The sequence below is a fragment of the Microbacterium sp. ARD31 genome, assembly GCF_031844425.1.
The window spans coordinates 734,305-761,286 of sequence record NZ_JAUZVE010000002.1 but is presented as its reverse complement, the minus strand read 5'-3'; the positions used below and the strand labels follow the sequence as shown (position 1 = coordinate 761,286).

The 26,982-nt window shown below is 71.5% G+C and carries 27 protein-coding genes and 1 tRNA gene; 13 read left to right on the top strand and 15 right to left on the bottom strand.

Going from position 1 to position 26,982, the window contains the following annotated elements:
- Positions 1 to 9 precede the first annotated feature (9 nt).
- The 3 genes from Q9S36_RS10370 to Q9S36_RS10360 are packed head-to-tail and all read right to left on the bottom strand — an operon-like array spanning position 10 to position 2,748.
- Positions 10 to 906 carry a metalloregulator ArsR/SmtB family transcription factor gene (locus Q9S36_RS10370; protein ID WP_311285041.1) on the bottom strand — a complete coding sequence of 299 codons (897 nt, stop codon included), beginning with the start codon at positions 904 to 906 and terminating at the stop codon, positions 10 to 12.
- Between the two features lie 10 nt (positions 907 to 916).
- Positions 917 to 1,447 carry an N-acetyltransferase family protein gene (locus Q9S36_RS10365; RefSeq protein ID WP_311285040.1) on the bottom strand — a complete coding sequence of 177 codons (531 nt, stop codon included), beginning with the start codon at positions 1,445 to 1,447 and terminating at the stop codon, positions 917 to 919.
- Positions 1,438 to 2,748, bottom strand: a complete 1,311-nt coding sequence (locus Q9S36_RS10360) for an FAD-dependent oxidoreductase (RefSeq protein ID WP_311285039.1) — start codon at positions 2,746 to 2,748, stop codon at positions 1,438 to 1,440. Before Q9S36_RS10360 ends, Q9S36_RS10365 begins: the two co-directional genes overlap by 10 nt.
- Positions 2,749 to 2,838: 90 nt before the next feature.
- On the opposite strand from Q9S36_RS10360, the gene Q9S36_RS10355 reads away from it, so the two are divergent.
- Both Q9S36_RS10355 and Q9S36_RS10350 read left to right on the top strand, forming a co-directional pair.
- On the top strand, positions 2,839 to 3,207 hold the full coding sequence (locus tag Q9S36_RS10355; protein WP_311285082.1) for a metalloregulator ArsR/SmtB family transcription factor: 369 nt from the start codon (positions 2,839 to 2,841) through the stop codon (positions 3,205 to 3,207).
- Complete coding sequence (locus Q9S36_RS10350) at positions 3,204 to 3,911, top strand: MIP/aquaporin family protein (protein WP_311285038.1); 708 nt, start codon at positions 3,204 to 3,206, stop codon at positions 3,909 to 3,911. Before Q9S36_RS10355 ends, Q9S36_RS10350 begins: the two co-directional genes overlap by 4 nt.
- Here the strand turns inward: Q9S36_RS10350 and Q9S36_RS10345 are convergent.
- Positions 3,887 to 4,228, bottom strand: a complete 342-nt coding sequence (locus Q9S36_RS10345; RefSeq protein ID WP_311285037.1) for a DUF2834 domain-containing protein — start codon at positions 4,226 to 4,228, stop codon at positions 3,887 to 3,889. The genes Q9S36_RS10350 and Q9S36_RS10345 overlap by 25 nt on opposite strands.
- A 99-nt stretch (positions 4,229 to 4,327) precedes the next feature.
- Here Q9S36_RS10345 and Q9S36_RS10340 point away from each other — a divergent pair, with 99 nt between their 5' ends.
- A complete protein-coding gene (locus Q9S36_RS10340; RefSeq protein WP_311285036.1) occupies positions 4,328 to 4,819 on the top strand; it encodes a bifunctional nuclease family protein in 492 nt (163 codons plus the stop codon).
- 98 nt (positions 4,820 to 4,917) lie between these two features.
- On the opposite strand, the gene Q9S36_RS10335 is transcribed toward Q9S36_RS10340, so the two are convergent.
- The 4 genes from Q9S36_RS10335 to Q9S36_RS10320 form a co-directional block, all read right to left on the bottom strand.
- Entirely contained in the window at positions 4,918 to 5,373 is a 456-nt protein-coding gene (locus tag Q9S36_RS10335) for an SRPBCC family protein (RefSeq protein WP_311285035.1), read from the bottom strand.
- A 144-nt stretch (positions 5,374 to 5,517) separates the two neighbouring features.
- A complete protein-coding gene (locus Q9S36_RS10330) occupies positions 5,518 to 6,144 on the bottom strand; it encodes a DUF1992 domain-containing protein (protein ID WP_311285034.1) in 627 nt (208 codons plus the stop codon).
- Between the two features lie 10 nt (positions 6,145 to 6,154).
- The gene (locus tag Q9S36_RS10325) at positions 6,155 to 7,000 is read right to left on the bottom strand and encodes an NAD(P)-dependent oxidoreductase (protein ID WP_311285033.1); all 846 of its coding nucleotides are present in this window, start codon (positions 6,998 to 7,000) and stop codon (positions 6,155 to 6,157) included.
- A 77-nt stretch (positions 7,001 to 7,077) separates the two neighbouring features.
- On the bottom strand, positions 7,078 to 8,298 hold the full coding sequence (locus tag Q9S36_RS10320) for an MFS transporter (RefSeq protein WP_311285032.1): 1,221 nt from the start codon (positions 8,296 to 8,298) through the stop codon (positions 7,078 to 7,080).
- A 162-nt stretch (positions 8,299 to 8,460) separates the two neighbouring features.
- Here Q9S36_RS10320 and Q9S36_RS10315 point away from each other — a divergent pair, with 162 nt between their 5' ends.
- From Q9S36_RS10315 to Q9S36_RS10295, 5 genes are all read left to right on the top strand, one after another.
- Positions 8,461 to 9,468, top strand: coding sequence for a LacI family DNA-binding transcriptional regulator (locus Q9S36_RS10315; RefSeq protein WP_311285031.1), 1,008 nt, complete (start codon positions 8,461 to 8,463; stop codon positions 9,466 to 9,468).
- Between the two features lie 111 nt (positions 9,469 to 9,579).
- Positions 9,580 to 10,305, top strand: a complete 726-nt coding sequence (locus tag Q9S36_RS10310; protein WP_311285030.1) for an L-ribulose-5-phosphate 4-epimerase — start codon at positions 9,580 to 9,582, stop codon at positions 10,303 to 10,305.
- Positions 10,302 to 11,888, top strand: a complete 1,587-nt coding sequence (locus tag Q9S36_RS10305; protein WP_311285029.1) for an FGGY-family carbohydrate kinase — start codon at positions 10,302 to 10,304, stop codon at positions 11,886 to 11,888. Before Q9S36_RS10310 ends, Q9S36_RS10305 begins: the two co-directional genes overlap by 4 nt.
- A gap of 49 nt (positions 11,889 to 11,937) precedes the next feature.
- Positions 11,938 to 13,449 carry an L-arabinose isomerase gene (araA, locus tag Q9S36_RS10300; RefSeq protein ID WP_311285028.1) on the top strand — a complete coding sequence of 504 codons (1,512 nt, stop codon included), beginning with the start codon at positions 11,938 to 11,940 and terminating at the stop codon, positions 13,447 to 13,449.
- A gap of 2 nt (positions 13,450 to 13,451) precedes the next feature.
- On the top strand, positions 13,452 to 14,393 hold the full coding sequence (locus Q9S36_RS10295) for an aldose 1-epimerase family protein (RefSeq protein ID WP_311285027.1): 942 nt from the start codon (positions 13,452 to 13,454) through the stop codon (positions 14,391 to 14,393).
- A 55-nt stretch (positions 14,394 to 14,448) separates the two neighbouring features.
- On the opposite strand, the gene Q9S36_RS10290 is transcribed toward Q9S36_RS10295, so the two are convergent.
- From Q9S36_RS10290 to Q9S36_RS10280, 3 genes are all read right to left on the bottom strand, one after another.
- Positions 14,449 to 15,033 (bottom strand): hypothetical protein, encoded by a 585-nt coding sequence (locus Q9S36_RS10290; protein WP_311285026.1) that lies wholly within the window; start codon positions 15,031 to 15,033, stop codon positions 14,449 to 14,451.
- An 11-nt stretch (positions 15,034 to 15,044) separates the two neighbouring features.
- Positions 15,045 to 15,458 (bottom strand): DUF4383 domain-containing protein, encoded by a 414-nt coding sequence (locus Q9S36_RS10285; protein WP_251455420.1) that lies wholly within the window; start codon positions 15,456 to 15,458, stop codon positions 15,045 to 15,047.
- Between the two features lie 175 nt (positions 15,459 to 15,633).
- Positions 15,634 to 15,849, bottom strand: a complete 216-nt coding sequence (locus Q9S36_RS10280; protein WP_311285025.1) for a hypothetical protein — start codon at positions 15,847 to 15,849, stop codon at positions 15,634 to 15,636.
- Between the two features lie 196 nt (positions 15,850 to 16,045).
- On the opposite strand from Q9S36_RS10280, the gene Q9S36_RS10275 reads away from it, so the two are divergent.
- Both Q9S36_RS10275 and Q9S36_RS10270 read left to right on the top strand, forming a co-directional pair.
- Positions 16,046 to 16,690, top strand: coding sequence for an asparagine synthase (locus Q9S36_RS10275; protein WP_311285024.1), 645 nt, complete (start codon positions 16,046 to 16,048; stop codon positions 16,688 to 16,690).
- 88 nt (positions 16,691 to 16,778) lie between these two features.
- Positions 16,779 to 16,851, top strand: a tRNA-Arg gene (locus Q9S36_RS10270).
- A 77-nt stretch (positions 16,852 to 16,928) separates the two neighbouring features.
- Here Q9S36_RS10270 and Q9S36_RS10265 read toward each other — a convergent pair.
- The gene (locus tag Q9S36_RS10265; RefSeq protein WP_311285023.1) at positions 16,929 to 18,833 is read right to left on the bottom strand and encodes an alpha-amylase family protein; all 1,905 of its coding nucleotides are present in this window, start codon (positions 18,831 to 18,833) and stop codon (positions 16,929 to 16,931) included.
- Positions 18,834 to 18,993: 160 nt separating this feature from the next.
- Between Q9S36_RS10265 and Q9S36_RS10260 the strand changes: the two genes are divergently transcribed.
- Complete coding sequence (locus Q9S36_RS10260; RefSeq protein ID WP_311285022.1) at positions 18,994 to 20,823, top strand: L-serine ammonia-lyase, iron-sulfur-dependent, subunit alpha; 1,830 nt, start codon at positions 18,994 to 18,996, stop codon at positions 20,821 to 20,823.
- Positions 20,824 to 21,086: 263 nt separating this feature from the next.
- Here Q9S36_RS10260 and Q9S36_RS10255 read toward each other — a convergent pair whose 3' ends face one another.
- On the bottom strand, positions 21,087 to 22,127 hold the full coding sequence (locus Q9S36_RS10255) for a hypothetical protein (protein ID WP_311285021.1): 1,041 nt from the start codon (positions 22,125 to 22,127) through the stop codon (positions 21,087 to 21,089).
- Between the two features lie 737 nt (positions 22,128 to 22,864).
- Here Q9S36_RS10255 and Q9S36_RS10250 point away from each other — a divergent pair.
- Positions 22,865 to 23,323, top strand: coding sequence for an Hsp20/alpha crystallin family protein (locus Q9S36_RS10250; protein ID WP_251455432.1), 459 nt, complete (start codon positions 22,865 to 22,867; stop codon positions 23,321 to 23,323).
- Positions 23,324 to 23,384: 61 nt separating this feature from the next.
- Here the strand turns inward: Q9S36_RS10250 and Q9S36_RS10245 are convergent, their stop codons facing one another.
- Positions 23,385 to 24,566 (bottom strand): low temperature requirement protein A, encoded by a 1,182-nt coding sequence (locus Q9S36_RS10245; RefSeq protein ID WP_311285020.1) that lies wholly within the window; start codon positions 24,564 to 24,566, stop codon positions 23,385 to 23,387.
- A 20-nt stretch (positions 24,567 to 24,586) separates the two neighbouring features.
- Positions 24,587 to 25,027, bottom strand: a complete 441-nt coding sequence (locus Q9S36_RS10240) for a MarR family winged helix-turn-helix transcriptional regulator (RefSeq protein WP_311285019.1) — start codon at positions 25,025 to 25,027, stop codon at positions 24,587 to 24,589.
- Positions 25,028 to 25,068: 41 nt separating this feature from the next.
- Here Q9S36_RS10240 and Q9S36_RS10235 point away from each other — a divergent pair, with 41 nt between their 5' ends.
- Positions 25,069 to 26,904: a DUF2207 domain-containing protein gene (locus Q9S36_RS10235; protein ID WP_311285018.1), complete on the top strand. Its 1,836-nt coding sequence runs from the start codon at positions 25,069 to 25,071 to the stop codon at positions 26,902 to 26,904.
- The last annotated feature ends 78 nt before the right edge of the window (positions 26,905 to 26,982 follow it).

The window sequence follows — 26,982 nt, the reverse complement described above, 5'->3', positions numbered from 1 at the left end:
TGAACCCGTTCAGGCGGCGGGAAGAAGCTCGTCCAGCAGGGTCCGAACACGCGTCTCGATGTCGTCTCGGATGCCGCGCACGGCGTCCAGGGGCAGATCGGCCGGATCCGGGAGCTCCCAGTCGAGATAGCGTCGGCCGGGGTAGACCGGGCACGCATCGCCGCAGCCCATGGTGACCACGACGTCCGCGGCGCGGACCGCCTCGTCGGTCAAGGGCTTCGGGAACTCGCCGCCGACCGGGACCCCGATCTCGTCCAGCGCCGCCACCACGCTCGCCTTGACCTGCGGAGCCGGCGCCGATCCGGCGGTGCGCACGCTCACGCGGCCGCCGGCGAGGTGGCGCAGGATCGCCGCGGCGATCTGCGAGCGGCCGGCGTTCTGCACGCAGACGAACAGCACCTCGGGTCGCTCGGCACCCGTCCGTGCGGCGTCGCCCCGCACGAGCGCCTCGAGGCGGGCTGCCGCGAACGCGCCCGTGCGCGAGGCCAGGAGGGGGCCGGGCGAGAGAGCGAGGAGATCCCTGCTCTCCTCCACGCAGCGCGCCACCGTCTCGGGCGAGAGCGTGCCGCGGAAGCGGAGCGCGAGGTCGGCGCTGATGCGCTCCAGGTCGGGGTCGCCGCCCTGCTCGGCGTCGCCGAGCAGGGCGATGATGCGGCCCTCGTGGGCGCCCGCGATGCGGTACCACGCGCGGCGGCCGTCCTGCTCGCGCGTGACGACGCCCTCGCCGAGGAGCGCTTTCATGTGGTGGCTCACGGTCGGCTGTCGCAGGCCCAGCGTGTCGGCGAGCCGGCTCACCATGGCCCGTCCGTCCGGTGCGCGACGGATCTCCTGCAGAATCCGGACTCGCGTGGGGTCGGCGAGCACCGCTGGTCCGCGCGCCCCCGTCGCCCGCCCACCCGTATCCATAGACCGCAGTCTATTGGAGACGGCCGTCGCGCCCGTTGCGCTCCGACCGGCGCTCGATGAGGATCGTGTCGCGCCACTGCCCGGCATGCGCACCGAGTCCCGATCGGGCGATGCGCTCGCGGCGCCCGATGACGCGGAATCCTGCGCGCTCGTGAAGGCGCATGCTTGCGCCGTTCTCGGGGAAGACGCTCGCCTGGATCGTCCAGATGCCGGCCTCCTCGGCGGCTTCGATGAACGCGGTCAGCAGCGCCCGCCCCGCACCGCTGCCGCGTGCGTCGCGGTGGATGTACACCGAGTGCTCCACGACGCCCCGGTAGACCGCCCGCGACGACACCGGCGAGGCCGCGGCCCAGCCGAGCACTGCGCCGGATCCGGCCACGGCGACCAGTCTCGGGGCGGCGAGCTTGCCCGTGTCGAACGCGCTCCATTCGGGCACGGTCGTCTCGAAGGTCGCCTCGCCCTCCTCGATGCCGTGCCGATAGATCTCGGCGACCTCGGGCCAGTCCGCGGCGGTCATGGGCCGGACGGCGCTCAGCAGCATCCGGCCCCGCCGATGTCGGTCGAGCACACGCCCGTGGCGGGGAGGGTCAAGGCGACGGTCGACGCCGAGGCGAGGTCCCCTGAGAGCCAGGCCGTCACCGACCGCACCTGCTCGTAGCCCGTGGCGAGGAGGAAGGTGGGAGCGCGACCGTAGGACTTCATACCGACGACGAAGAACCCGGGCTCCGGGTGGGTGAGCTCGCGGAACCCGTGCGGTTCCACGGTCCCGCACGTGTGGACGTTCGGGTCGATGAGCGGGGCGAGGCGCCGCGGGGCCTCGACGATCTCGTCCAGGTCCAGGCGGATCTCGCGCAGCATCGAGAGGTCGGGACGGAACCCGGTGGCGTTCACGACGAGATCGGTGGGGTGTTCCACCACCTCGCCGCGCCGGCTGCCCACGACGACCACGCGGTCGCCGTCCCGCCGCGCGCGGATGATCTCGAAGCCGTCGACGAGGTCCACCTCTCCGGCGGCGACGGCCTGCTCGACGCGACCGCCGAGCTTCGCGCGGTCGCTCAGCTCGTCCTCGGTCGAGGACGACAGCCGGATGGCGCTGGCGTTGCGGATCATCCACGTCACCCGGGTGCCCGGCGCGCTGCGGGAGAGCTCGACCAGCGCGAGGAGCGTGTTGGCGGCGGAGTGTCCGGCGCCCACGACCGTGGTGTGGCGGCCCGCGAAACGGGCGCGATCACGGCCGAGCACGTCCGGCAGGGGGGCCGTGACGAGGTCCGCGACGTCCGTCAGGCCGAGGAGCTCCAGTCCGCTGGAGGTCAGCGGGTTGGGCGAATGCCACGTGCCCGAGGCGTCGATGACCGCGCGGGCGGTGACCTCGCCGATCGCGCCGTCGGCGGTCTGCGTGCGAAGGACGAACGGGGCCGCCGCACGGCCACGCGTGCGGGTGCGGTCCATTCCCTCTCGCGAGATGTCCGTCACCCGGATGCCGGTGCGCAGGCGCGATGCGATCGCCTCGAGTCGCGCCAGCGGCAGCAGGTAGGACTCCACGAGCTCGGCGCCGGTCGGCGCGCGGTCGGCATCGGGGAGCGTCCATCCCGTGGTCTCGAGCAGGCGGACCGCCGCCGGGTCCACGACGTGGCGCCAGGGTGAGAAGAGGCGCGTGTGTCCCCACGCTCGCACGCTGGATGCGGCATCCGGCCCGGCTTCGAGGATGACGACGTCGATGCCGCGTTCGACGAGGTGGGCCGCGGCCGCGAGGCCGACCGGTCCAGCGCCGACGATCGCGACGGGGAGCGCGGTGAGGCGATCGCTGCGGGAGGGCGGGGCGGTGAGATCGAGGAGTGTCACGAGCGGGCCTTTCATATATCGATGACTGTCGATGCCTGAGTATGCACCTGTCTATCGATGAGTGTCAATATCGATTAGCATCGATGCGTGATCTCCCTGGACCTGACCGATGTCACCGCACCGAACGGCACCGCAACCGGCGGTGCGGCCTGCTGCAGCCCGCTCGTACGCGAGCCGCTCGACGCCCTCGAGGCGGAGCAGCTCGCGCACATCATCAAGGCGCTCGCCGATCCCACCCGCCTGCGGCTGCTGTCGATCGTCGCGGCGTCTGCGGATGCCGAGGCCTGCGTGTGCGACCTGACCGAGCCGGTCGGACTGAGCCAGCCGACGGTGTCGCACCACCTCAAGGTGCTCACCGAAGCGGGTTTCCTCACCCGCAGCAAACGGGGCACGTGGGCGTACTTCCGGCTCGTGCCGGGTGCCCTCGACCGCGTCGCGCAGCTGCTGGCCGCGTCATGAGCGCCCGTGCGGGCGTCGCGGAGTTCCTCGGCAGTGCGGGCCTGGCCGCCGTGGTCGTGGGATCGGGGATCGCGGCGCAGACCCTGTCGCCCGGCGACGTCGGCCTCGCGCTCTTGGAGAACGCCTTCGCCACCGCTCTGGGACTGACGGTGCTGATCCTCGTCTTCGCCCCCGTGTCGGGGGCGCATTTCAACCCGGTCGTGACGCTGGTGGATGCGCTCAGCGGCGGGCGGCCGTGGCGCACGCTCGCGCTGTACGTCCCCGTGCAGGTGGCCGGGTGCGTGAGCGGGGCCGTGCTGGCGAACGCCATGTTCGGCGTGCCCACCGCGCTCAGCACGACCGACCGCGCCACGTGGCCCCATCTGCTGGCCGAGGTCGTCGCGACGGCGGGCCTCGTTCTGGTGATCTTCGCCCTCGTCCGCACCGAGCGGGCCCACCTGGCCGCGCCGGCGGTCGGCGCCTACATCGGCGCGGCGTACTTCTTCACCTCGTCGACGAGTTTCGCGAATCCGGCGATCACCGTCGGTCGCGCCGTCAGCGACACCTTCGCGGGCATCGCGCCGGCGTCGGTGCTGCCGTTCATCGGCGCGCAGCTCGTCGGCGCCGTGCTCGCGTGGCTGCTCGTGCAGGCACTGTTCCCCGTGGCCGACCCCGACCCGGCGATCGTGCCCGCCGGCACTCACTCCGAGGCGGCCGCCAGCTGATTCATCCGACGCTGGCGCATCGCCAGGAACAGCGGAAAGGTGAACGCGAACGCCGTGATCCCGGATGCCGCCACGTAGAGCCATCCGAAGCGCATGCCCAAGCGGCGGGCCTCGACGATGAGGAACACGCTGCCGGCGACCGCCACGACCAGGAGGTCCACCGTGATCGACGACACGGCCGGACCGCTGGCGGTCAGGTCGCCGATGAAGTCGCGCAGCTGGATGATCGCGAGCGCGTTGAACCACCAGGTGCCGACGAGGCCCGCGATGGCGAGACCGAGGTAGACGAGGGCGAGCGGACTCCAATGACGCGTCATGCGTCGATCATCCCGGAAGCGGGCGTCCGCGCACCCCATGCCGCCGCGGGACGCCGCGGCATACGATGGCAGGATCGCCCACCTCGCGAAGGGAACCCCATGGTCCAGGTGCGCGTCGCGGGCGTCGCCCTCGATTCCACGGGTCAGCACGTCATCCTGTTGAAACCCATCACCGAGCTGCCGGGCTCGGGCAGCATCCTGCCCATCTGGATAGGCGCGCAGGAGGCGACGTCGATCCTGGTCGCCGTCGAGAACGCGCCGACGCCGCGGCCGCTCGCGCACGACCTGATGAGGTCGATGGTCGTCTCGCTGGGCGCACAGGTCACCGCCGTCGAGATCACGCGCATCGAGGACGGTACGTTCTACGCCGAGGTGTCGCTCGCCGCGGGGTCCGCCGTCCACCGGTTGGACGCGCGGCCCTCGGATGCCGTCGCTCTGGCCTCTCGCACGGCCGCGCCGATCTTCGTCGACGATGCCGTCCTCGAGGAGGCCGGGGTCCCCGACACCCTCGTCGAGGAGGACGAGGAGCAGCGGCTGGCGGAGTTCAAGGAGTTCCTCGAGGACGTCGACCCCGACGACTTCCGCGGCTGAGACCGCCGGAGACAGGACGGCGCCCCGCGAAGAACTCGCGGGGCGCCAGGGGGGCGGGGCGGCGCCTGGGGGTGCGACCGCCTCGCATCGGGGGTACGTCAGCGGGGTACGTCTCCGCGCCACGCGCCGGACTCGCCGCCGCGCGATTCGATGTACTCCTTGAAGTTCTTCAGGTCCTTCTTCACCGCGTGCGATCCGGCACCGACGAGAGCGCCGACCTTCTCGAGCAGGCCCTCGGGCTCCCAGTCCAGCTGGACGGTGACGCGCGAGGAGGTGTCGCTCAGCTTGTGGAATGTGACCACGCCGGCGTGCTGGGTCTCGCCGCCCGTGCTCTTCCAGGCCACGCGCTCGTCCGGGTGCTGCTCGGTGATCTCGGCGTCGAACTCGCGGTCCGCACCGCCCACGTTGACCTTCCAGTGCGTGTGAGTGTCGTCCAGCTGCGTGATCGACTCGACCTCATCGAGGAAGTGCGGGAAGCTCTCGAACTGGGTCCACTGGTTGTAGGCGACGGTGACGGGAACGTCGACGTCGATGCTCTCGGTGATCGAGGTCATATCGGTCCTTCCGTTGGGCCGGGATGTATCGCCCGGCGATCGGTGGGTGCTGACGACGCTAGATCAGGACATCGCTTCAGGCGCGGGGTTGATCGGGTGACGCCGCGGTGGTACAAGTGCGCGGCGACCCCGCGCGGCGGTGCATCAGCGGCGACGCCACCACCGTCTACGCGGCTCGGCAGGCGCCGCTGCCGAGGCGGCGGCCCGGGCGCGCTCCGCCCGGCGCTCCGCCCATCCCTGCACCTCGGCCTCGACATCGCGCAGCGGCGTGACCACCGGCGGTCCGCCGAGCAGCTGCATCCGTGCGAGCTTCACACGGCGGTTGAAGTCGGCCACCGCCTCGCGCACGTCGTCCTCGCCCGCAAGCGCGTCGAGACGGGCATCCAGCTCGGCATCCTCGACCCGCAGCGTCAGGGCCGGAGGCCCGAGCCCGGTGAGCTTCTCGCTCTCGATCTTGCGCCGGATCCACCAGTCCGGGTCGTGCCCCCTGCCGAGGCCCGGGATCGGCTTGCCCGCGCCCGGCAGATCATCGAAGTCGCCGCGGCGGATCGCCTGCTGGATTGCCGTCTCGACGTAGGCCGCACGCTCGGCCGAGGTCGGACGGCGAGCGGGATCGTCCGAAGCGTCGGACGCGGGTCGACCGCGGGATCCGGCATCCGCTCGTGTCGCGTGCTCGGTCGGCGCGGCCGACCCCTCCCCGGCCGCGCCTTCCTCCTCCGCAAGGCGCTCCATGCGGTATCTCGCGGCGGCCAGGCGCGGGTCTTCGGTCATGCGGGGCGGATCACTCCACGTGGTCTCGCCAGCTGTGGCGGGGGTCGAAGCCGAGCACGCGACGCGCCTTGTCGATGCCGAGCAGCGTCTCGTGGTCGCCGACCTCGCGGGTCACGGGAGTGTCGGGGAACACCTCGGCGATGAGCTCGGCGTTCGGTCGCGACATGACGGTGTCGGCGGCGGCGATGATGTACGGCTCGAACCCGATGGGGGCGACCTCGAGGGCCCGCTCGATCGCCTGGGCGCCGTCGCGGGCGTCGATGTAGCCCCACAGGTTCCACTTGCGGGCGCGCGCGTCGGCGTCGTACGACGGGAACGCCGCGTAGTCCTCGGGGTTCATGACGTTCGAGAAGCGCAGGCCGGTGATCGACAGGTCGGGGTGCCAGCGCACCAGCTCGCGGGCGAGCTGCTCTTCGAGCGTCTTCACGATCGAGTACACCGATTCGGGGCGCGCGGCGTACTCCTCGTCGACGGGGATGTAGGGCGGGGGGACGTCGAAGGGCAGCCCCAGCACCGTCTCGCTCGAGGCGTACACGATACGGCGGATGCCGAGCCGGACCGCCGCCCAGAAGACGTTGAAGGTCGCGGCCATGTTGTTGTGGAAGGTCGCCACGTCGGTGCGGAGGCCGGACGCGGGGATCGCGGCCAAGTGGACGACCGCGTCGAACCCGGCGGCGCGGTCCACGCCTGCGAGGGCGTCGGCGACCTGTCCGTAGTCGGTCAGGTCGATCTGGACGAAGCCGGGCTCGCGCGGCCCGACGACGTCGAAGGCCACGACGTCGTGGCCGTGGTCGCGGAGCTCGCGAAGCACCACGGTGCCGAGCTTTCCGGTGGAACCGGTGAGGGCGATGCGCATGGACCTACCCTGCCACGGGGTGGCCCCGCGTGGGGCGGCGGATCCGGCGCGGTGTGGGCGGGCGGGGGGAGGGCTCCTCAGCCGCGACGGGAGACCACAGTGTGCGCGACGGCCGCGCCGAGGACGACGGATCCGGCCACCAGGGGCGCGAACATCGCGACGGTCGTGCCGGCCTCCTCGGCCACGAGACCCACGAGAGCGGATGCCGCGGACTGGCCGACCACGACGCCCGAGCCGAGCATCGTCATGACGGTCGACGAGCGGCCGACCGGGCTCGCCTCGGCGGCCAGGCTGTACTGCGTCACCAGGGTCGGACCGATGCCCATCCCGACGATGAGCAGGCACGCCGCCATACCGGCCACGTCCTGGGCGAGCGGAACTGCGGCTGCTCCCGCGACGAGGACGCCGCCGAAGACCAGCCAGCGCGCCGTCAGCGAGAACCGGGCGGGGAACGCGGCGACGCTCAGGGCGAGGGCCGCCGACCCGATGCCCATGGCGCCGTACACCAGACCCGCCTGCTCGGGCACCCCGCGGTCTGCCATGAAGGCGGTCAGCGAGGTCAGCATGGCGCCGAAGAAGAGCCCCATGCCGAGGGCCCCGACGACCGGGATGAGCACCCGCGCGCGCAGAAGCTCGATCGCCGGCGCCTGCTCGATCGTCTCGCCGTCACCCGCCTCGACGCGCGCGGTGGGATGCAGGGCGAACGCGGTGACGAACACCAGTGCGAGCACCGCCGCGCCGATCACCGGCGCGACCGGCCCCTGGGTGGTGGCGAGCAGCCCCACCACGACGGGCCCGAACACGAAGACGACCTCGTCGGCGGCGGACTCGTAGGCCATCGTGCCGTTGAGCACGCGGCTGCGGCGCTCGCCGCGGAACGAGCGCCCGATGATGCCGACCAAGCGGCTGCGGGAGAGGGGAGCGACCTGCGGCATCGTCGCGCCGATGCCGAACGCGATGGCCAGGATGACGGCATCCCTCGTCGGAGAGAAGGCCAGCCACGCGATCGCGATCAGCAGCAGGCTGTTCGACACGCCCGCCCACAGCAGCACGCGACGCTGCCCGTACCGGTCGGCCAGCGCGCCGAGTGCCGGGCCGAACAGCGCCGTGCCGAGGCCCGTCATCGCCGAAGTGAGTCCGCCGAGGGCGAGCGATCCGCGCGCCGAGACCACGAGGGTGAGGATTCCGACGACCATCATGGCGAACGGCAGCCGCGCCATCAGAGCCACGGGGAAGTAGGCCAGTCCGGCCTCGCGGAGAAGACTCGGACGGGACGTGGTGGTGAGAGCGGTGTGCATCGATTCCTCTATGCGTCGGCCGCACGCTGCGGCGCGTGTGCCGCCTTCTTCCGCCGAGCGGACGAGGTAGATGCACTTTCTGTTCAGGTCAGCGGCCCATTCTAGCCGCCGGCGGCTGGCCGGCGCCTGGGTATCGCGTCCACCGCCGATACTGTGGGGCCCATGAGCGGGGGTGAACGTATGACAGCGGATGCCGGGGCGCGCCGATTCGGGGTGCGCGACGTCGCACGCCTGGCCGGTGTGTCGACGCAGACCGTCTCGCGCGTCATCAACGACCACCCGCACATCCGCCCCGAGACGCGCCGGCGCGTCGTCGAGGCGATGGTGGAGCTCGACTACCGCGTGAACAACGCCGCCCGCGCGCTCGGAACCCGCACCACGCGCACTCTGGGCGTCATCGCGTCGGACGCCACGCTCTACGGGCCGGCGGTCGGCATCGCGGCCCTCGAGACCGCCGCGCAGGAGGCCGGACGCTGGATCGCCACGGCGTACGCGGATGCGGCCGACGCGGCATCCGTCATCGGCGCGGCGCGCCGCCTGCTGGCCCAGGGGGTCGACGGCCTCGTGGTCTTGGCGCCGCACGTGCGCACCTTCGAGGCGCTCGCCGCCTCGAAGCCGGGCGTGCGCCTCGTCGCCCTGCACGCCGATGACGCGGCCTCGGCGCAGCGGGACGGAGCTGCGCTGGCCGTGCACCATCTCGTGGAGCTCGGCCACCGGCGGATCGCGCGCATCGCCGGGCCGGCCGACTGGCGCGAAGCCGCCGAGCGCGACGTGGGGGTGCGAGATGCCCTCGACGCGGCGGCTCTCTCGGCCGAGCTGCGGTGGGAGGGCGACTGGAGCGCGGCCTCCGCGGCCGCTCTCGCGCCCGCCGTCGCGGAGACGCTGGCCGAGGGCGTGACCGCGGTCGTCGTCGCGAACGACCAGATGGCGCTCGGACTGATCTCGGGTCTGCGGGGGCTCGGAGTGGACGTTCCCGGGCAGGTGAGCGTGACGGGGTTCGACGACAACCCGGACGCGGCGTTCTACCGGCCCGCCCTCACGACGGTCCGGCTCGATCTGGTGGGGGAGGCCCGGCGCGCGGTCAGCGCCGTGCTGGGTCAGGCGCCGCCGCCGTCGTCGGCGCCGCCGGAGCTGGTGGTGCGCGCCTCGACGGCGCCGCCGCGCGGCTGACGTCGCCGACCGGCGCTCGCCATTCGGGCTCGCCGGACGGGCTCGCCAAACACCCTTGTTACCGGTAACATCAGGCCGAGCACCACCACACACGACCCGACGGAGGACCGCGTGACGACTTTCAGCCCCGACATCGAGGCGGCGATCGCCGAGACGCGTGCCGACGTCGCCCGTCTGCACGGCGAGCTCGTCCGCTACGGCCTGGTGGTGTGGACCGGCGGCAACGTCTCGGGGCGCGTGCCGGGCGCCGACCTGTTCGTCATCAAGCCGTCGGGGGTGTCGTACGACGACCTCGCGCCGGACAACATGATCCTGTGCGACCTCGATGGCGCCGTCATCCCGGGCACCGCGGGCAGCGATCGCAGCCCCTCCAGCGACACGGCGGCCCACGCGTACGTCTACCGCAACATGCCCGACGTCGGCGGGGTCGTGCACACCCACTCCACCTACGCCGTCGCATGGGCCGCTCGCGGCGAAGAGATCCCGTGCGTGATCACGGGTATGGCCGACGAGTTCGGCGGGCCCATCCCCATCGGCCCGTTCGCGATCATCGGCGACGACTCGATCGGCCGCGGCATCGTCGAGACCCTGCGCGGTCACCGTTCGCGAGCCGTGCTGATGCAGAACCACGGCCCCTTCACCATCGGCGTCAACGCGAAGGATGCCGTCAAGGCGGCCGTCATGTGCGAGGACGCCGCCCGCACCGTGCACCTCGCCCGCGAGGCCGGCCCGCTCATCCCGATCCCCCAGGACCGCATCGACGCGCTGTACAACCGCTATCAGAACGTCTACGGCCAGGCCGGGGATGAGCGCCGCGACGGCGAGGAGTCCCGGTGAGCGCCGACGCCATCCGCGACGGGCGCACGGCGCTCGGCATCGAGTTCGGCTCGACGCGCATCAAGGCGTGCCTCGTGGACGCCGATGACCCGGCGACGGTGCTCGCCGTCGGCGGCCATGCGTGGGAGAACAGCTTCGCGGACCGCACGTGGACCTACCCGCTCGACGAGGTGTGGACCGGTCTGCAGTCCGCGTTCGCCGCTCTCGTCGCGGACGCCGAGGCCCGGTACGGCGCGCGTCCGGACACGTTCGGCTCGATCGGGGTGTCGGCCATGATGCACGGCTACCTCGCCTTCGACGAGGACGACCGGCTGCTCGTGCCGTTCCGCACGTGGCGCAACACCACGACCGGCCGCGCCTCCGCCGCCCTCACCGAGGCATTCGGCGTCAACATCCCGCTGCGGTGGTCCATCGCGCACCTGCACCAGGCGATCCTCGATGAGGAGCCGCACGTACCCGAGGTGCGCTCCCTCACGACGCTCGCCGGCTACGTCCACGCGGCGTTGACGGGGCGCAAGGTGCTGGGCGTCGGCGACGCGTCGGGGATGTTCCCGATCGACTCCGCGACCGGCGACTACGACGCCGCCCTCGTCGACCGCTATCACGCGCTGGTGGCCGACCGGATGCCGGCGCTGGATCTGCGGATGCTGCTGCCGGAGGTCCTCGCCGCCGGTGAGCCCGCGGGCGAGTTGACCGTTTCGGGTGCCGCGCTGCTCGACCCCACCGGGGCGCTGCGTCCCGGCATCCCGTTCTGCCCGCCGGAGGGGGACGCGGGGACCGGCATGGTGGCCACCGCCGCGGTCGCGCCCCGGACGGGCAACGTCAGCGCGGGCACGAGCATCTTCGCGATGGTGGTGCTGGAGCGGCCGCTGTCGCGGGTGCACCACGAACTCGACCTCGTCACCACTCCCGCCGGTGACCCGGTGGCGATGGTGCACTGCAACAACGGCGCCAGCGAACTGGCCGCGTGGGCCGGCATGTTCGGCCGGTTCGCCCAGGCCTCGGGCACCCCGGTCGACGACGACGCCGTCTTCGAGGTCCTCTTCCGAGAGGCGCTCGACGGCGACGCGGATGCCGGCGGTCTGCTCGCGTACAACCATCTCGCCGGCGAGCCGATCGCGGGGCTCGCGGAGGGCCGCCCCCTCTTCGTCCGCACGCCCGACAGCCGGTTCACCCTGGCGAATGCGATGCGCGCTCAGCTGTACGGGGTGTTCGGCACACTCGCGCTGGGGATGCGCGTGCTCGACGACGAAGGCGTGGCGCTGGACCGCATGTTCGCCCACGGGGGGATGTTCCGCACCGTCGGGGTCGCCCAGCGCTTCCTGGCAGGCGCGCTCGATGCGCCCGTCGCCGTCGGCGAGACGGCATCCGAGGGGGGAGCGTGGGGAATCGCGGTGCTCGCCGCCTTCCTCTCCCGCGCAGACGACACCGACCTGTCGGCCTACCTGGACGACCACGTCTTCGCCGGCGCCCGGATCGGTGTGGTCGACCCCGACCCGGCCGACGTCGCCGGATTCGCCGACTACCTCGACCGCTACCGCGCGGGCCTGGTCGTCGAGGCCGCCGCCGTCGCCGCCCTCTGACCCGCCCATCGCGCTTCTTTCGACCGACCCCGAAACCGAGGAATCCGACATGACCCGCACGCCCCTGAACACTTCTCTCGACGAGTACGAGGTCTGGTTCGTCACCGGCAGCCAGAACCTGTACGGCGAAGAGACGCTCCGCCAGGTGGCCGAGCAGTCGGGCGCCGTGGCCGAGGGGCTGTCGGGACTTCCGGTGCGGGTGGTCTGGAAGCCCGTGCTGAAGGACTCCGACAGCATCCGCCGCCTGGCCCTCGAGGTCAACGCGCGCGACGACGTCATCGGGGTGATCGCGTGGATGCACACGTTCAGCCCGGCGAAGATGTGGATCGCGGGGCTGGACGCTCTCCGCAAGCCGCTGCTGCATCTGCACACGCAGGCGAACGTCGAACTGCCGTGGGCCGAGATCGACTTCGACTTCATGAACCTGAACCAGGCCGCCCACGGCGACCGCGAGTTCGGCTACATCCAGACCAGGCTCGGGGTGGCGCGCAAGACGGTGGTCGGTCACGTGTCGAACCCGGCCGTGCGCGATCAGGTCGAGCAGTGGCAGCGCGCGGCGGCGGGGTGGGCGGCAGCCCGCACGCTCAAGCTGGCGCGGTTCGGCGACAACATGCGATACGTCGCGGTGACCGAAGGTGACAAGACCGAAGCCGAGCTGCGGTTCGGCGTGCAGGTGAACACGTGGGGCGTGAACGAGCTCGTCGAGGCGGTGGAAGCCGCCACCGACGCCGACGTGGACGCGCTGGTGCAGGTGTACCTGGACTCCTACGACGTCGCGGCGGAGCTGCGTCCGGGTGGGGAGCGCCACCAGTCGCTGCGTGACGGCGCGGCGATCGAGGTGGGCCTGCGGTCGTTCCTCGAAGAGGGCGGCTTCGGCGCGTTCACCACGAGCTTCGAAGACCTGGGCGGGCTGAGGCAGCTGCCGGGTCTGGCGGTGCAGCGGCTCATGGCCGAGGGCTACGGGTTCGGCGCCGAGGGCGACTGGAAGACGGCGATCCTCGTGCGGGTGGCCAACGTGATGGGCGCCGGCCTTCCGGGCGGCGCGAGCCTGATGGAGGACTACACCTACGACCTGGTGCCCGGGAACGAGCGCATCCTCGGAGCCCACATGCTCGAGGTGTCGCCGTCGCTGACCACCGCGAAGCCGCGTCTGGAGGTCCACGCGCTCGGCATCGGCGGCAAGGACGACCCCGTGCGACTGGTGTTCACCGCCGACCCGGGGCCGGCGGTCGTGGTCGCGATGAGCGACATGCGCGACCGGTTCCGGCTCGTGGCGAACGTCGTCGAGAACGTCGACGCACCGGATCTGCCGAAGCTGCCCGTGGGCCGGGCGGTGTGGAAGCCGGCTCCGGACTTCGCCACCAGCGCCGCGTGCTGGCTCGCAGCCGGCGCCGCACACCATACTGTGATGACGACCGCCGTCGGCATCGAGGTGTTCCGCGACTTCGCGGACATCGCCGGGACCGAACTCGTCGTCATCGACGAAGACACCACCGTTCGCGACTTCCAGCGCGAACTGAGGTGGAACCAGGCGTACTACCGACTCGCACAGGGGATCTGATCATGGCCCGCACTCCGATCTCCGGCACGCAGCACTGCCTGCGCGCCGGCGACTACGAAGCCGTCATCGCCAGCGTCGGGGCGACGCTGCGCACACTCACCTACGGCGGGCGCGATCTCGTCGTTCCGTTCGAGGCCGACGAGGTGCGCCCGGCGCACCGCGGTGTCACGCTCGCTCCCTGGCCGAACCGCGTGGTCGACGGCCGCTATTCGTTCGGGGGAGCGCAGCGCCAGCTCGCGCTCAGCGAGCCCGCACGTGGCCACGCCCTGCACGGCCTCGCCGTGTGGCTGGACTACGACGCCGTGGACAAAGGACCCGGCCACGTCACCCTCGAGGCCACGATCCCCGCGCAGACGGCGTACCCGTGGCGCATCGTCGTGCGGACCACGTTCTCGCTCGGCCCCGACGGCCTGACGCAGACCGTCACCGCCACCAACGACAGCGACTCGCCTGCGCCGTGGGGCACCGGCCCGCACCCGTACCTCGTGGCGGGAGACGGCCGCGTGGATGGATGGACGCTCGAGCTCCCGGCATCCGAGGTCCTCGCCGTCACCGAGGATCGCCTGATCCCCACGGGCCTGCGGCCGGTCGACGCCGACGATGCGGAGCGGTTCGACTTCCGGGAACCGCGCACGATCGGCTCGGCGGAGATCGACCACGCGTACACAGGCCTGGCGCGGGATGCCGCGGGCCAGGCCGTGGTGCGTGTGACGGATGCCTCGGGCACCGGTGTCGCCATGTCGTGGGGCGCGGCGTGCCCCTGGGTGCAGGTGCACACCGCCGACAAGCCGGACCCGGCTGTCAGCCGACTGGGTCTGGCTGTCGAGCCGATGACGTGCGCGCCGGATGCGTTCAACGCCGACGCATACGACTACGACGCCGGTCTCATCGTCATCGAGCCGGGCGGGTCCGCCGACGCGTCATGGCGGATCACCGCGATCTGATCCAGCGCCGCTGAGCGCGGCGACAGCTCACCGCGGCGGGGCTCACCGCGACGGCTCAGTGGTGGCCGGGGTCGACCAGCACGGCGTGATCGCTGTGGTCGGGCGCCATCAGACCCGCCTCCGTGGCCCCCAGCGCGGGCGTCACGATGCCGGCGACGACGAAGGCCGCCACCAGCAGCACCGACACGCGCGGCGTGGTCGGCTCGGCGGCATCCGATCCGGCATCGGTACGCATCGTGCGACCGCAGGCGGCGGCGACGGCGAGCAGAAGGACGGATGCCGCGGCCACGGCGATCACGCTGACGCGGCCTGGATCCACCAAGAGGGCTGCCGCCGACACGGCGATGCCGACGACGGTTCCGACGACACCCGCCCGCGGGACGACGACGCGTCCGCGGGCGAGCGTCGCCGCTCCCCACCCGAGCGCCGCGGCACCGAGTGCGACCAGCAGGACGCCGATCCCCCGAACGGCGAGTCCTCCCTCAGAACCGGTCACAGCTCCCGCGCCGAGCGCGATCTCGAGCAGACCCGCACCCCACGCGGCGACCGCGGACCAGGCCGGGGTCGCCGCGTGGGTGGTGGAGGAGCGGCCGGCAGGCTCCCTCAGCGTCCCGGCCGATCCTTCACGTGCGGTGGTCATGGCAGCAGACCTCAGACGGTCCGTGCGTTGTTGCGGACGTTGCGCTCGGCACCGAGTCCGACGCCCAGCAGCACGATGGCGCTCGCCAGGTGCAGGAAGTGGTCGAACGTGTTCAGCGCGAGGATGTTCAGCGCGGTGCCGACGAGGAAGAACCCGACGATGCCGAGCAGCAGGTAGACCGCGCCGACGGCGGTGTTGACCGACTTGGCCGCGGGGACGCTCTTGAGCCCGGCGATGAGCAGCGCGGCACCGATCAGCAGGTGGGCGATGTTGTGGAGCGGGTTGACCTCGAAGATGCCGAGGAGCAGGCCGCCGTCGGTGGCGATGAAGCCCACACCGCTGGTGACGGTGAAGCCGAGCAGGCCGACGAGCAGGTAGACGGCGCCGAAGATGGTGGCGACGAGGCGATTCGGTGACGAGCCCATGGGGATCCTCCTGGTGGTTGTGGCGGCTGGTGCCGCGTCTATCGATGTGTTCGTACTGCTGTGCGTATCGGTTTGGTCGTGCCCGGCATCCGCACCTGCCGTGACCTGGGTGTGACAGAGGGCCCCCGAGTACTCTCCGAGGCCCTCCGTTATGCGCCGCGTCCGCGGCGGGTCTTCAGTCGCGCAGGTCCTCGCGGAAGTCGTTGCGCCGGTGCACCGAGTCGCGCTCGGCTTCGGCGCGCTTGACGTCGGCCTCGGCCTTCTTCACCTCGGCCTCGGCCTGGACCTCGTCGCTCTTGTCGCTGATGCGGTCGGTCGCGTCGTCCCACGTGTCCTTGATCTTCTCGCCGACGGCCTCGGCCGTCTTCTTCGCGTCGTCCAGGAATCCCATGGTCTTCTTCCTTCCGCGCTCCCGTCGCTCCGGTGGCGACCTCGTGCCTTGACGCTACGGCCCGGCGAGCTGGGCGAAGAGGGCTTGCGTGCGAATCGGCCGGGCTGGTATGCGCCGCGCCGGCCGGCTCGCGAGTCGGTGGGCGGGCGTCGGAAGCCGGGGCACCCGGTAGCCTCTTCCCAGGAGGTGGAGGCGGATGGGCAAGACCGCGGATGCCATCGCCGAGGGCGTCTCGATCGCATCGGCCGCGGCACGGCTGGCGGTTCGCAACCGCATCCTCGTCGAGACCATCGCCCGCGACGCGCACTTCGACGCCGAAGCGTTCGCGACACTCGCCCGCGAGATCCTCATCGCGCTGGCCGACGAGCAGGCTGCGGCGGCGGATCTCGCGCGCCGCCAGCGCAAGAAGGCGTGGGGGAAGTTCAGCGACCCCGACGGCACGCACGATTATCGCGACCGCGACATGCGCAACCTCCGCAAGCGCCATCGGCTGTACCGCGGCGTGGCCAAAGAACTGCGGCGCCAGGCCGACGACCCCGAGGCGATCCGGCAGCTGATCGAGTCCTCGCGCGAGTCCGCATGGGGTGATGTCGAGGCCAACCTGCAGAGGCGACTGTCGGTCGAGGGGATGCGTCCCGACCTCGACCCGGACTACGACCGCATGCGCGCGGCGCGTATGCAATCGCTGCGCCTGGTCGATCTTCCGCGCCTCGCCGCGCACCGGCGCGGCGCGCGCTCGGGAGCAGACGGAGAGCCGCGCGCCGGCGCAGATGAGATCGCCCTCGACTCCTCGCCCGCGCCGCGCGCGGGGGGCGTCGACCTCACCGAGCTGGACGCCTGAGAGGGCACGCCCGGGATTCGGGCCCGATTCGCGCGGATGCCGGACGTCGGCTATTCTGGACGCTGGTGTGCGCGAGAGCGAACACCGCGCGCCTCTAGCTCAATGGATAGAGCATCTGACTACGGATCAGAAGGTTGGGGGTTCGAGTCCCTCGAGGCGCACACTGTGTTGAGACAGTGAAGAACGGCCCGCTTCGGCGGGCCGTTCTGCTGTTCGGCGGCGTGTCCCACTGCCGCTCTCACCAGAGCGGGTCGACGCGCAGCCAGGTGAACCGGTGAGCGCCGAGGAAGACGCCGTCGTCGAGGTCCACCGCGGCCCCGCTGAGGATGTCGACCGCGTGACGCTCGAATCCCGAGAGCGTCAGCGGGTCGATGAACACCGGGTCGTCTCCGACGTTGGCGAGCACGAGAACGCGCTCCTCCCACGGCTCGGCGCCCGGACGCTGATAACCCAGGACCCCCGTGTGAGGGCAGTGGAAGGGGATGAGCGCGTTGCCGCCGAATTCCGGGGTCGCCTTCCGTGTGGCGATGAGCTTCGTCAGCCGCGCGTAGAGTCGTCCGGCCGGTGTCGACGGATCGTTGCGCTGCGCGTACAGCCCATCTGGTCGATGAGGCCGATGGACCCAGCGGCTGTCACCCGCCTCGGACTCGTTCTGGCGGTAGGTGTAGTCGTTGAGCTGACCGACCTCGTCGCCGAGGTAGAGCAGCGGCATCCCGCCCGTCGACATCGCGATGGCGTGGGCGAGGACGACTCGATCCTCGCCCCCGGCGTCGCCGGATTCGATCCCGGCGAGCGACGCGGTGGTGCCGGTGACGCGGGCGTCGCCGGTCTTCGGGTTCTCCTGGAAGGGCACGCCGCGCGCGAACGAGCCCGCGGCGCCCTTGACGAAGAAGTCGTTCAGGAAGCGGCGGTGCGCGAAGCCGTCGACACCGTGCTGGGCGGCATCCTCATCGGCGAATGTCCACCCGATGTCGTCGTGGCTGCGCACGTAGTTGACCCACGAGGTGCCGTCGGGCAGCGCGTGGCGGGTGTCGAGAGCCTGCTGCAGCAGCGTCGCGTCACGGGTGGCGAGGGCCTCCCACGTGAGCGCCATCTGCAGCGGGTTGTACGACAGCTGGCACTCCTCGGGAGAGATGTACTGGATCACCTCGTCGGGGTGGACGATCGCCTCGGACTTGAACAGCAGCGACGGCGCGGCCATGCGAAGGACCGCGTTGAACGCCTGCAGCAGCAGATGCGCCTCGGGGAGCGACTCGCACGTGGTGCCCAGGCGCTTCCAGATGAACGCCACCGCGTCCATGCGCAGCACCTCGACGCCCTGGTTCGCCAGGAAGAGCATCTCGCCCGCCATGCCCCGGAACACCGCGGGATTGGCATAGTTCAGGTCCCATTGGAAGTGGTAGAACGTCGACCAGATCCAGCGGCCGTCCGGCAGCTGGATGAACGAGCCGGCGTGGTCGTCGGGGAAGATCTCGCGCGTGGTCTGCTCGTACGCGTCGGGCATCTCACGGTCGGGGAAGATGAGGTAGAAGTCCTCGTAACCCGGCTCGCCCGCCACCGCCCTGGGTGCCCACTCGTGCTCGTCGCTGGTGTGGTTGAAGATGAAGTCGACCACGAGTGAGATCCCCGCCAGCCGCAGGTCGGCGGCGAGGGCGGCGAGGTCGGCCATCGTGCCCAGTCGCTCGTCGACCTTGCGGTAGCTCGAGACCGCGTAGCCGCCGTCGTTGTTGCCCTCGGGGCTGTCGAACAGCGGCATGAGGTGCAGGTAGGTGAGGCCGAGCTCCTGGAAGTAGGGGATCTGCTCCCGCACCCCCTGCAGGGTGCCGGCGTAGCGGTCGACGTAGCAGACGCCGCCCAGCATCCGCTCCGACAGGAACCACCCCGGGTCCTCGTCCCGCAGGCGGTCGCGTGCGCGCAGCTCGAGGGACCGGGCGCGCCAGGACGCCGCCGCCTCGGCGATCACCGCGGCCAGCTGCTCGGCGGCGTCGGGGCGGTCGCCGTAGAGCCTGCCGAACAGTGCATGCAGGCGGGGGAAGTGCTTCTCGACGCGGCGAGCGAACTCCTCGTCGACCCCGTGTTCGGTCTCGATCCGGTTCAGGATGCGCGCGGCTTCGGCCGCGGCATCCGTGTCGAGCATCGTCATCGATCGCCTCCGGTTGCGATGCTAGCGCGGTGATCGCACGTGCGGGCGGGCACGTCCGCAGTCCCGCAGTGTGAGGGTGGAGGCGGCGTGGGATGCGGCATCCTGCCCTCGGTTGGACGTGATGGCTGTGCAGATTGACGCGGGGGCGTAGCCTGGAGCGGTGAGCGCATACGTTTCGGCGTTCGAGCTGTTCTCCATCGGAGTAGGACCCTCGAGCTCCCACACCGTCGGCCCGATGCGGGCGGCACGGGACTTCGCCGTGCGCCTGCGCGAAGGCGGTCAGCTGTCGCGCGTGGCGCGGGTGGAATGCACACTGTTCGGTTCGCTCGGCGCGACCGGTCTCGGCCACGGCACCCCTGATGCCGTCGTGGCAGGTCTGCGGGGGCTCGAGCCCGAGACGGTGGACCCCGCCGAGGTGCGCGCGGCGTGGAGCGACTGGCCCGCGGGGGCCGACCTGATGCTCGCGGGGGAGCAGGCCGTGCCGTTCGCGAAGGACGACATCGCCTTCGCGCCGCGTACCCGGCTGCCGGGGCACCCGAATGCCCTGACCCTGATCGCCCGCGATGCGGACGGCGTCGTGGTCGCGGAGGAGACCTACTACTCGGTGGGCGGGGGTTTCATCCGGCGCGACGGCGCGGCGGCGCAGGTGGCGCCTCATCGCTTCCCGCTGACGTTCGCCTCGGCCGAGGAGCTCCTCGCCGAGTGCGACGAGCGCGGCATCACCTTCGCGGAGGCTGCGCGGCTCAACGAGGAGGCGCTGCGGACCGAGGCCGAGGTCGCCGCGGGGCTCGACGCGATCTGGGATGCCATGGCCGCGTGCGTGAACGCGGGGCTTCGCACCGGCGGCGAGCTGCCCGGGATGCTGCGGGTGAAGCGCCGCGCGTCGGCGATACGGGAGCAGCTCGAAGCCGCCGAGGCGTCGGGGCACCGCGAGCTTCCCGGCGAGTGGCTCGGCGCGTTCGCCCTGGCCGTCAACGAGGAGAACGCCGCCGGTGGACGGGTCGTCACCGCCCCCACCAACGGCGCCGCGGGGATCGTGCCGGCCGTGGCGATGTACTGGTGGCGCTTCCTGGCCGACTCCGGTCTGGGTGCCGGCAACGCCGTCACCCCCTACGGCGAGCTCGTCGGCAGTGCGCTGCTCGGCTTCGGCGGCGCGGGTCCGTCGCCCGGCGGGCCGGCGGGCGGGCCGGGGGGCGAGCGCGGTTCGCTGGGTGAGCCTGGTTCGGCGCCGGGGTCGCTGGGTGAGCCTGGTTCTGCGCCCGAGTCGCTGAGCGAGCCTGGTACTGCACCCGGGTCGCTGGGCGAGCCCGGTTCTGCGCCCGGGTCGCTGGGTGAGCGTGGTTCTGTACCCGGGTCGCTGGGTGCGCCTGGTCCTGCGCCCCGGTCGCCGGGCGAGCGCGGTTCGGCGCCCGGGTCGCTGGGTGAGCCTAGTTCTGTACCCCGGTCGCTGGGTGAGCCTGGTCCTGCGCCCCGGTCGCTGAGCGAGCCCGGAGGGCGAGACGAAGCGCCCGAGTCGATCTCCGACGAAGCGGTCGCCGAGGCGAACCGCCGTCGCGGCATCCGTCGTTTTCTGCTCACCGCGACCGCGCTGGGTTCGCTGTTCAAAGCGAATGCGTCGATCTCGGGAGCCGAGGGCGGCTGCCAGGCCGAGGTCGGATCCGCGTGCGCGATGGCCGCGGGCGGGCTGACGGCGGTGATGGGCGGGACCAACCGGCAGATCGAGAACGCCGCCGAGATCGCGATGGAGCACCACCTGGGCCTGACGTGCGATCCCGTGGGCGGGCTCGTGCAGATCCCGTGCATCGAGCGCAACGCGATCGCCGCCTCGACCGCCGTCACCGCGGCCCGGCTCGCGCTCCGCGGCGACGGCTCGCACTACGTCTCACTCGACGCCGTCGTCGAGACGATGCGCCAGACCGGGATCGACATGTCGACCAAGTACAAGGAGACCAGCGAGGGCGGCCTCGCGGTGAACGTCATCGAGTGCTGACGGCGCAGCTTGGGTTGCGGCGGGGCGGGTGACGAGTGCTGACCGCGCGGCATGGCTTGCGGGGTGGTCGCGTCGGGGGTCGGCGCGATCGACGTGACGCTATCTGCGGCCATCGCCCGCGATCGTCGCCGATTGCGCCAGATCCCCGCGGCGTCGCTCGCTGAGCTTGGCGACATGTGCGACTCCGCGCGCGTAATGCAGCATGCGGCGCCACATCGACCGGCGGCACATCGACCGGCGCGGGCTGGCGTCTGCGAGGCATCTCACCCGCGCCATCCTGTCCGGCGGAGTGCGTCGCGGATGAGGCCGACGGCCAGGCCGGCATCCGGATAGAGATCTCGCGCCGCGAGGCGCAGCACCGTCCAGCCCAGCTCCGCGTACGCCCGGTGCTTCTCGATGTCGCGATGCCACTGTGCCCGGTCGATCCGATGGTGGTCTCCCTCGTACTCCACCAGCAATCGCCACTGTTCGAAGGCGAGTTCTGTGACGCCGACCAGCTCGCGAGTCGGCGCGCGCACCTCGAAGTCGAGCGTAGGGTCGGGGAGGCCGGCACGCGCCACCGCCAGCCGCAGGCGGGTCTCCGCACTGGACGCGCAGCCGACCCTGACGAGGGGCAGCGCGGTGATGAGAGGGTCGAGTCCCGATATCCGCGGGGCGCGAAGGGCGGCGCGAAGATCATCGAGGCTTGCGAGCGACGACGCAGGGTCTCCCCTCCGCCCGTCGGACGTGCGCGGCACGTGGACGAGCGCATCGCCCGCGGCGATCAGGTCATCCATCGTGAGGATGCCGCCGAGCTGAGCCCACGTGGATGCCGGGCTGGAGACGACGAACCCGTCGCGCTCGCGCCGCCGCGCGACGTCTTCGCGGCGCTGTCGCGCCGCCACTCCGGCGGTCCGTGGTGCGCGATGGGGTGGGGGGACGACCAGCTCGACCGGGCGCGGCTCGTGCACGCGCTGGTCGTGGTTCCACCAGCCTCGCAGCGCGGATATCGGAAGGGGCAGACCCCAGATCGCTGCCGCGGTGACGTTGGAGAACACGGCGGGCCCCGGCATGACCTTTGCGTAGGCGCGTGCTCGCAGGAGCAGGTCGAACCGACGAGTGCGCGCTTCGCGTGCGAGCGGAGACCGGTCGTCGTCAGGGTCGTCCGGCGTCTGGGCAGCCGAGCTCCGAACGCGCACGCCCGGAAAAGGCGCGAGCAGATCGGGGCTGCGCAGACGTGCCAGGGTCACGCCCGCGGCAAGAGCCTCGCTCACCGTGAAGACGTCGCCCAGGCCGGCCGGTAGTGGGCTGGGGCGACGGGGCATGCGGTCCATCGTCCCCGGCGGGCGCGGGCGGGTTTCGCGAAGTCGGCGCAGGGGGAGGAAACCCGTTCGAAAGCCCCCCCTGTGGAGAGCCCGGCGGTGTGGAGGGCGAGGCGGGGTGGGCAAGGCGGTGTTGGAGGGCAGGGCGGTGTTGGAGGGCAGGGCGGTGTTGGAGGGCAAGGCGGCGGGGTGGGCAAGGCGGTAGGGAAAGGGTGCAGCGTTGGTGGCACGGCAGGGGATTGGTCGCCATCTGCTGCTCGGTCCGTCCGTCGCCACATTCCTCGCCAACTCGGCCGACGAGCGTCGCCCGCATGTGGCGAGATGTGCGGTTTCGCGCGGCCGGAGTCGCAGACAGCGCCAAGTCGACGTCCCGGGGTGAGACGTGCGCACGCGCCCCCGCCCGCATGTGGCGACATCGGCGGTTTCGCGGGGCCGAAGGCGCAGACAGCGCCAGGTCGGCGTCGCAGGGTGAGACGTGCGCACGCGCCCCCGCTCGCGCCGGCGCTGGGTGCGACGTGCGCACGCGCCCCCGCCCGCATGTGGCGACATGTGCGGTTTCCGTGGGCCGAGGGCGCAGACAGCGCCAGGTCGCCGGCGCAGGGTGCGACGTGCGCACGCGCCCCGTTCGCCCTCGGCGAATCGGCCGAAGACCCTTAGCACTCCACCCCCGTGAGTGCTAATATTTTCACAGTTGAGTCGAGGTGACTCAACTTCGAGACCACCACACTGAAGGAGACGTCATGGCAACCTATGACCCGTTCCGCGACCTCGACCGCCTGGCTTCGAGCTTCTTCGACGTGCGCCGCGGCCCCCGCCGCATGCCGATGGACCTCTACCGGGACGGCGACCACTACGTCCTCACCGCCGATCTGCCGGGCATCGACCCGGGTTCGGTCGACATCGACGTCGACGGTCAGCTGCTGACCATCCGCGCCGAGCGCACCCTGCCCTCGGGTGAGGGAGTGAAGTGGATCACCCGCGAGCGCGAAGGCGCGAGCTTCCTGCGTCAGCTCAACCTCGGCCAGGGCATCGACACCGAGCGCATCTCGGCCCAGTACGCCAACGGCGTCCTGAGCGTCACCATCCCGGTGAGCGAGAAGGCCAAGCCGCGCAAGATCGCGGTCTCGACCGACGACAGCTCGCCGGTCCTGCAGGCGCACGAGTCGCACGCCGACGGCCCCCAGCCGGTCGAGCAGTAAGACCGACGCCCGTCAGCGGATGCCGCGCCCCCACGCCGGGGCGCGGCATCCGCTTTCTGGTTCAGCCGCCGCTGCGCCGCCCGCGGCGGGCTCGACCGGCGGTCTCGCCCCCAGCGACGCCGAGGAGCACGACGGCGGCGATGACCGAGAGTGTGAGCGCGTCCAGCGGCCACGCCGCCATCGTCGTCCCCGCGACGAGCGCGAGGACGACGATGCCCGTCAGCTGAGCACGCGCCCAGCGTCGCTCCATCGTGCGGCGGAACAGCACCGAGCCGACGAGGAACAGCGCCGGACCGCCCAGGATGATGAGAGTCGCAGCCATCCCGCGCGCGTCGGGGTGACCGAGCGACTCCTTGTCGCCGACGCTCAGCAGGACGATGCCGCCGATGATCGCCAGGTGCACCCACGTGTAGGCCGTGCGAGCGAGCCGCCCGGGTTGCTGCGAGGACTCCATCGCCTCGGCGCCTATCCGCTCCCCATGGTCGAAGTAGATCCACCACGTCGCCGCCGCGGCGACGAACGCGGTCGCCATGGCGAGGATGGACGCCGGCGAGGACTCGGTCCCCACGAAGGCGAAGCCGGTGACCAGCAGACCTTCGCCGAGCGCGATGAGCACGAACAGGGACGTGCGTTCGGCGATGTGGGGCCCCGAAACGTCCCACGCTTCGATGAGCACCCGCCCGAACCGCGGGACGGGATAGCCGAGGATCGTCCCGAGCAGCTCAACCGTCAGCGCGGCCGCCCACAGCGGCAGCTGCCACTGGATCGGCAGCAGCGCGCCGGTGAGCCACAAGGCCGCGGCGACGAGAGTCCAGGCCAGCACGCAGGCGAAGTCGCGCGAGATGCGCCTGTCGTGCCGGGCGGTGGCCCACACGATGAAGGCCGTGCGTCCGACTTGCAGCACGATGTAGGCGATCGCGAACGTCCACGCCCGCTCGCCGAACGCCTCGGCGATCGCGACGCTCATGACGAACGACACGAAAGCGAGGGCGACGACGGCGGCGCGGACGGGGAGCTTCACCGGGTCGAGCCAGTTCGTCACCCACGTCGTCGACACCCACGCCCACCACAGCGCGCAGACCATGATCGCGCCCTCGACGGCGCCGAGGAGGGTCTGGTTGTCGTAGAGGTAGGCCGACAGCTGCGTGAGTGCGAACACGAAGACCAGGTCGAAGAACAGCTCGACATAGGTGACCCGGTCGGCCCGGCTGGAGTCGGTCGGGCGCAGGACGTCCCGGGTCATCCCGAAGGTCATGGACCGGTTCAGCAGCCGGTCGCCGGGCGCCGCAGCTTGGCCGTGAGGTCGCGCAGCTGCTGCAGTTCGTCGTCGCTGAGGGTCGACATCCGCTCGGCGATCGAGCGTCCGTGCTGCGACGCGATCCGGCGGAAGGCCGTGGCACCGGCATCCGTGGCGCGCACGATCGAGCCGCGGCCGTCCTGCGGGTCCGGGCACTTCGACAGCAGTCCGCGCGCGACCATGCGGTCGACCAGGCGCGAGACGCTGGGCTGGCTGATGAGCATGTTGGCCGTCACGTCGCGCAGGCGCGCGGACATGTCGTCACCCCGGGTGACGGTCAGCAGCACGTCGTACTCGGCCTGCGAGAGCACGGAGTCGTTGAAATCGCAGCTGATCTCGGCGAACACCTCGTATTGCGCGCGGAAGAGGCTCTCCCAGGCGTCCACGGCGAGGCGGCGGTCGGTCATACGCATAAGAGTAAGCCTCGGCGCACCCCTATGCTGTGGCCATGGGGGAGCGATTCTCGACGTCCCGACCCGCCCGCGCACGGGCGTCGGGCCAGCGGATGCCGCGCCCGGCGGCTCTGATCGTCCTGATGGTCGCGGCGATCCTGACCCTCGTCGGGTTCGGCGCGCCGGCGCACGCGGACGTCGACGACTTCACGTTCGAGAGCATGGACGTCGAGTACACCCTCGGCCGCGATGACGACGGCACGAGCACGCTCACCGTCGTCGAGACGTTCGTGGCGGTCTTCCCCGACATCGATCAGAACCGGGGCATGCGCCGGAGCATCCCCGACTCCTACCTCGGGGCGCCGCTGCACCCGGACCTCGTGTCGATCACCGACGGTGACGGCGATCCGCGCCCCGCGGAGACCGACAGTGAGGACGGCTACTACTCGATGACCTCGCGCGCCGACGACTTCGTGCGCGGCGCGCAGACGTACGTCTTCACCTACACGCTCCGCAACGTCACGCGCTTCTTCGCCGACACCGGTGTGGACGAGTTCTACTGGGATGTCAACGGCGACCAGTGGCGGCAGCCGTTCGGGCGCGTGACGGCCCGGCTCGTGGTGCCGGCCGATCTCGCGGCATCCCTCACCGGGGCTCAGGCCTGCTACGCCGGGTCCACCGGTTCGACCGACACATGCGAGATCCAGGCGGATGCCGCACCCGACGGCGGGGTCGTCCTCACGGCCGGGGCGGCAGACCTGCAGCCGTTCGAGACGGTCACGATCGCCGTCGGCTTCGAGGAGGGCACGTTCACGCCGTTCGACTCGTCGTACTTCGCCTCGGTATGGGGCTGGCTGCAGGCGGCGCTGGCGGTGGTGCTCGCAGGGGTGGTCGGGGTGGCCGTCGCGGTGCGGCGGCGGTGGCTGCGCGACGCGCCGGGGCGCCCGACGATCATCGCGGAGTACACCCCGCCGCCGGGCATCGACGCGCTCGAGAGCGCCGTGCTGCTGGGCAAGACCACGAAGGCGATTCCGGCCGAGGTGCTCGAGCAGGCGGTGGTGGGCAGCATCCGGATCGTCGAGGGCGCACCCCGCTGGTTCGGAAGCGCGAAGCTCACGGCCGTGCTCGTCGACCCCTCCCGGGCCGACGGCGACGGGCGGATGCTGCTGAACGGACTGTTCCCCCTGGGCGTCCCGGGTGAGGAGTTCGAGTTCGGCCGCAGCGACACCCGGTTCTCGACCGCCGCGCAGAAGATCCTCAAGGCCGCCAACCGGCAGCTGAAGATCTCGGGCCTGCGCCGGGAGGTGCCCGCCGGGCCTCGGGTGTGGCCGATCCTCGCGGCCGCCGGCGCGGCGGCTCTGGTGACGGTGTTCGGCTTCGTCGCCATGGACCAGGGCGTGTCGGGTCCGGTGCCCTTCCTGCTGTTCATCGGCGCGGGTGTGGCGGTGTTCGTCGTCGCCACGATGCTGGCGCGCAAGCCGCTCACCGCCCAGGGCAGCGAGGTGCGCGACCACCTCGCCGGGCTCAAGGTCTTCATCGAATGGGCCGAGGCGGACCGCATCCGCATGCTGCAGTCCCCGACCGGAGCCGAACGCGTCACGGTGAACCCGGGGGACCCTCGCCAGATGCTGAAGCTGTACGAGACACTGCTGCCGTACGCCGTGGTGTTCGGACAGGAGCGCGAGTGGGCCAAGCAGCTCGCGGTGCTCTACGGCGAGGGCAACTCTCCCGGCTGGTACTCCGGCAGCCACGGGTTCAACGCCGCGGCGTTCTCGGCGGGCATCTCGAACCTCTCGGCGAGCACGTCGTCGAGTTCGTCCACATCGGGCGGCTCCAGCGGCGGCGGGTCCGCCGGGGGCGGCGGGGGCGGCGGGGGCGGCGGCGGCGTCTGACCCGCCGCGCGGTGAGCGGGCGGGCGCTCGAGATCCGGCATCCGGTCGTGTATCTGTGATCGACCTTCGTGCTCCTCC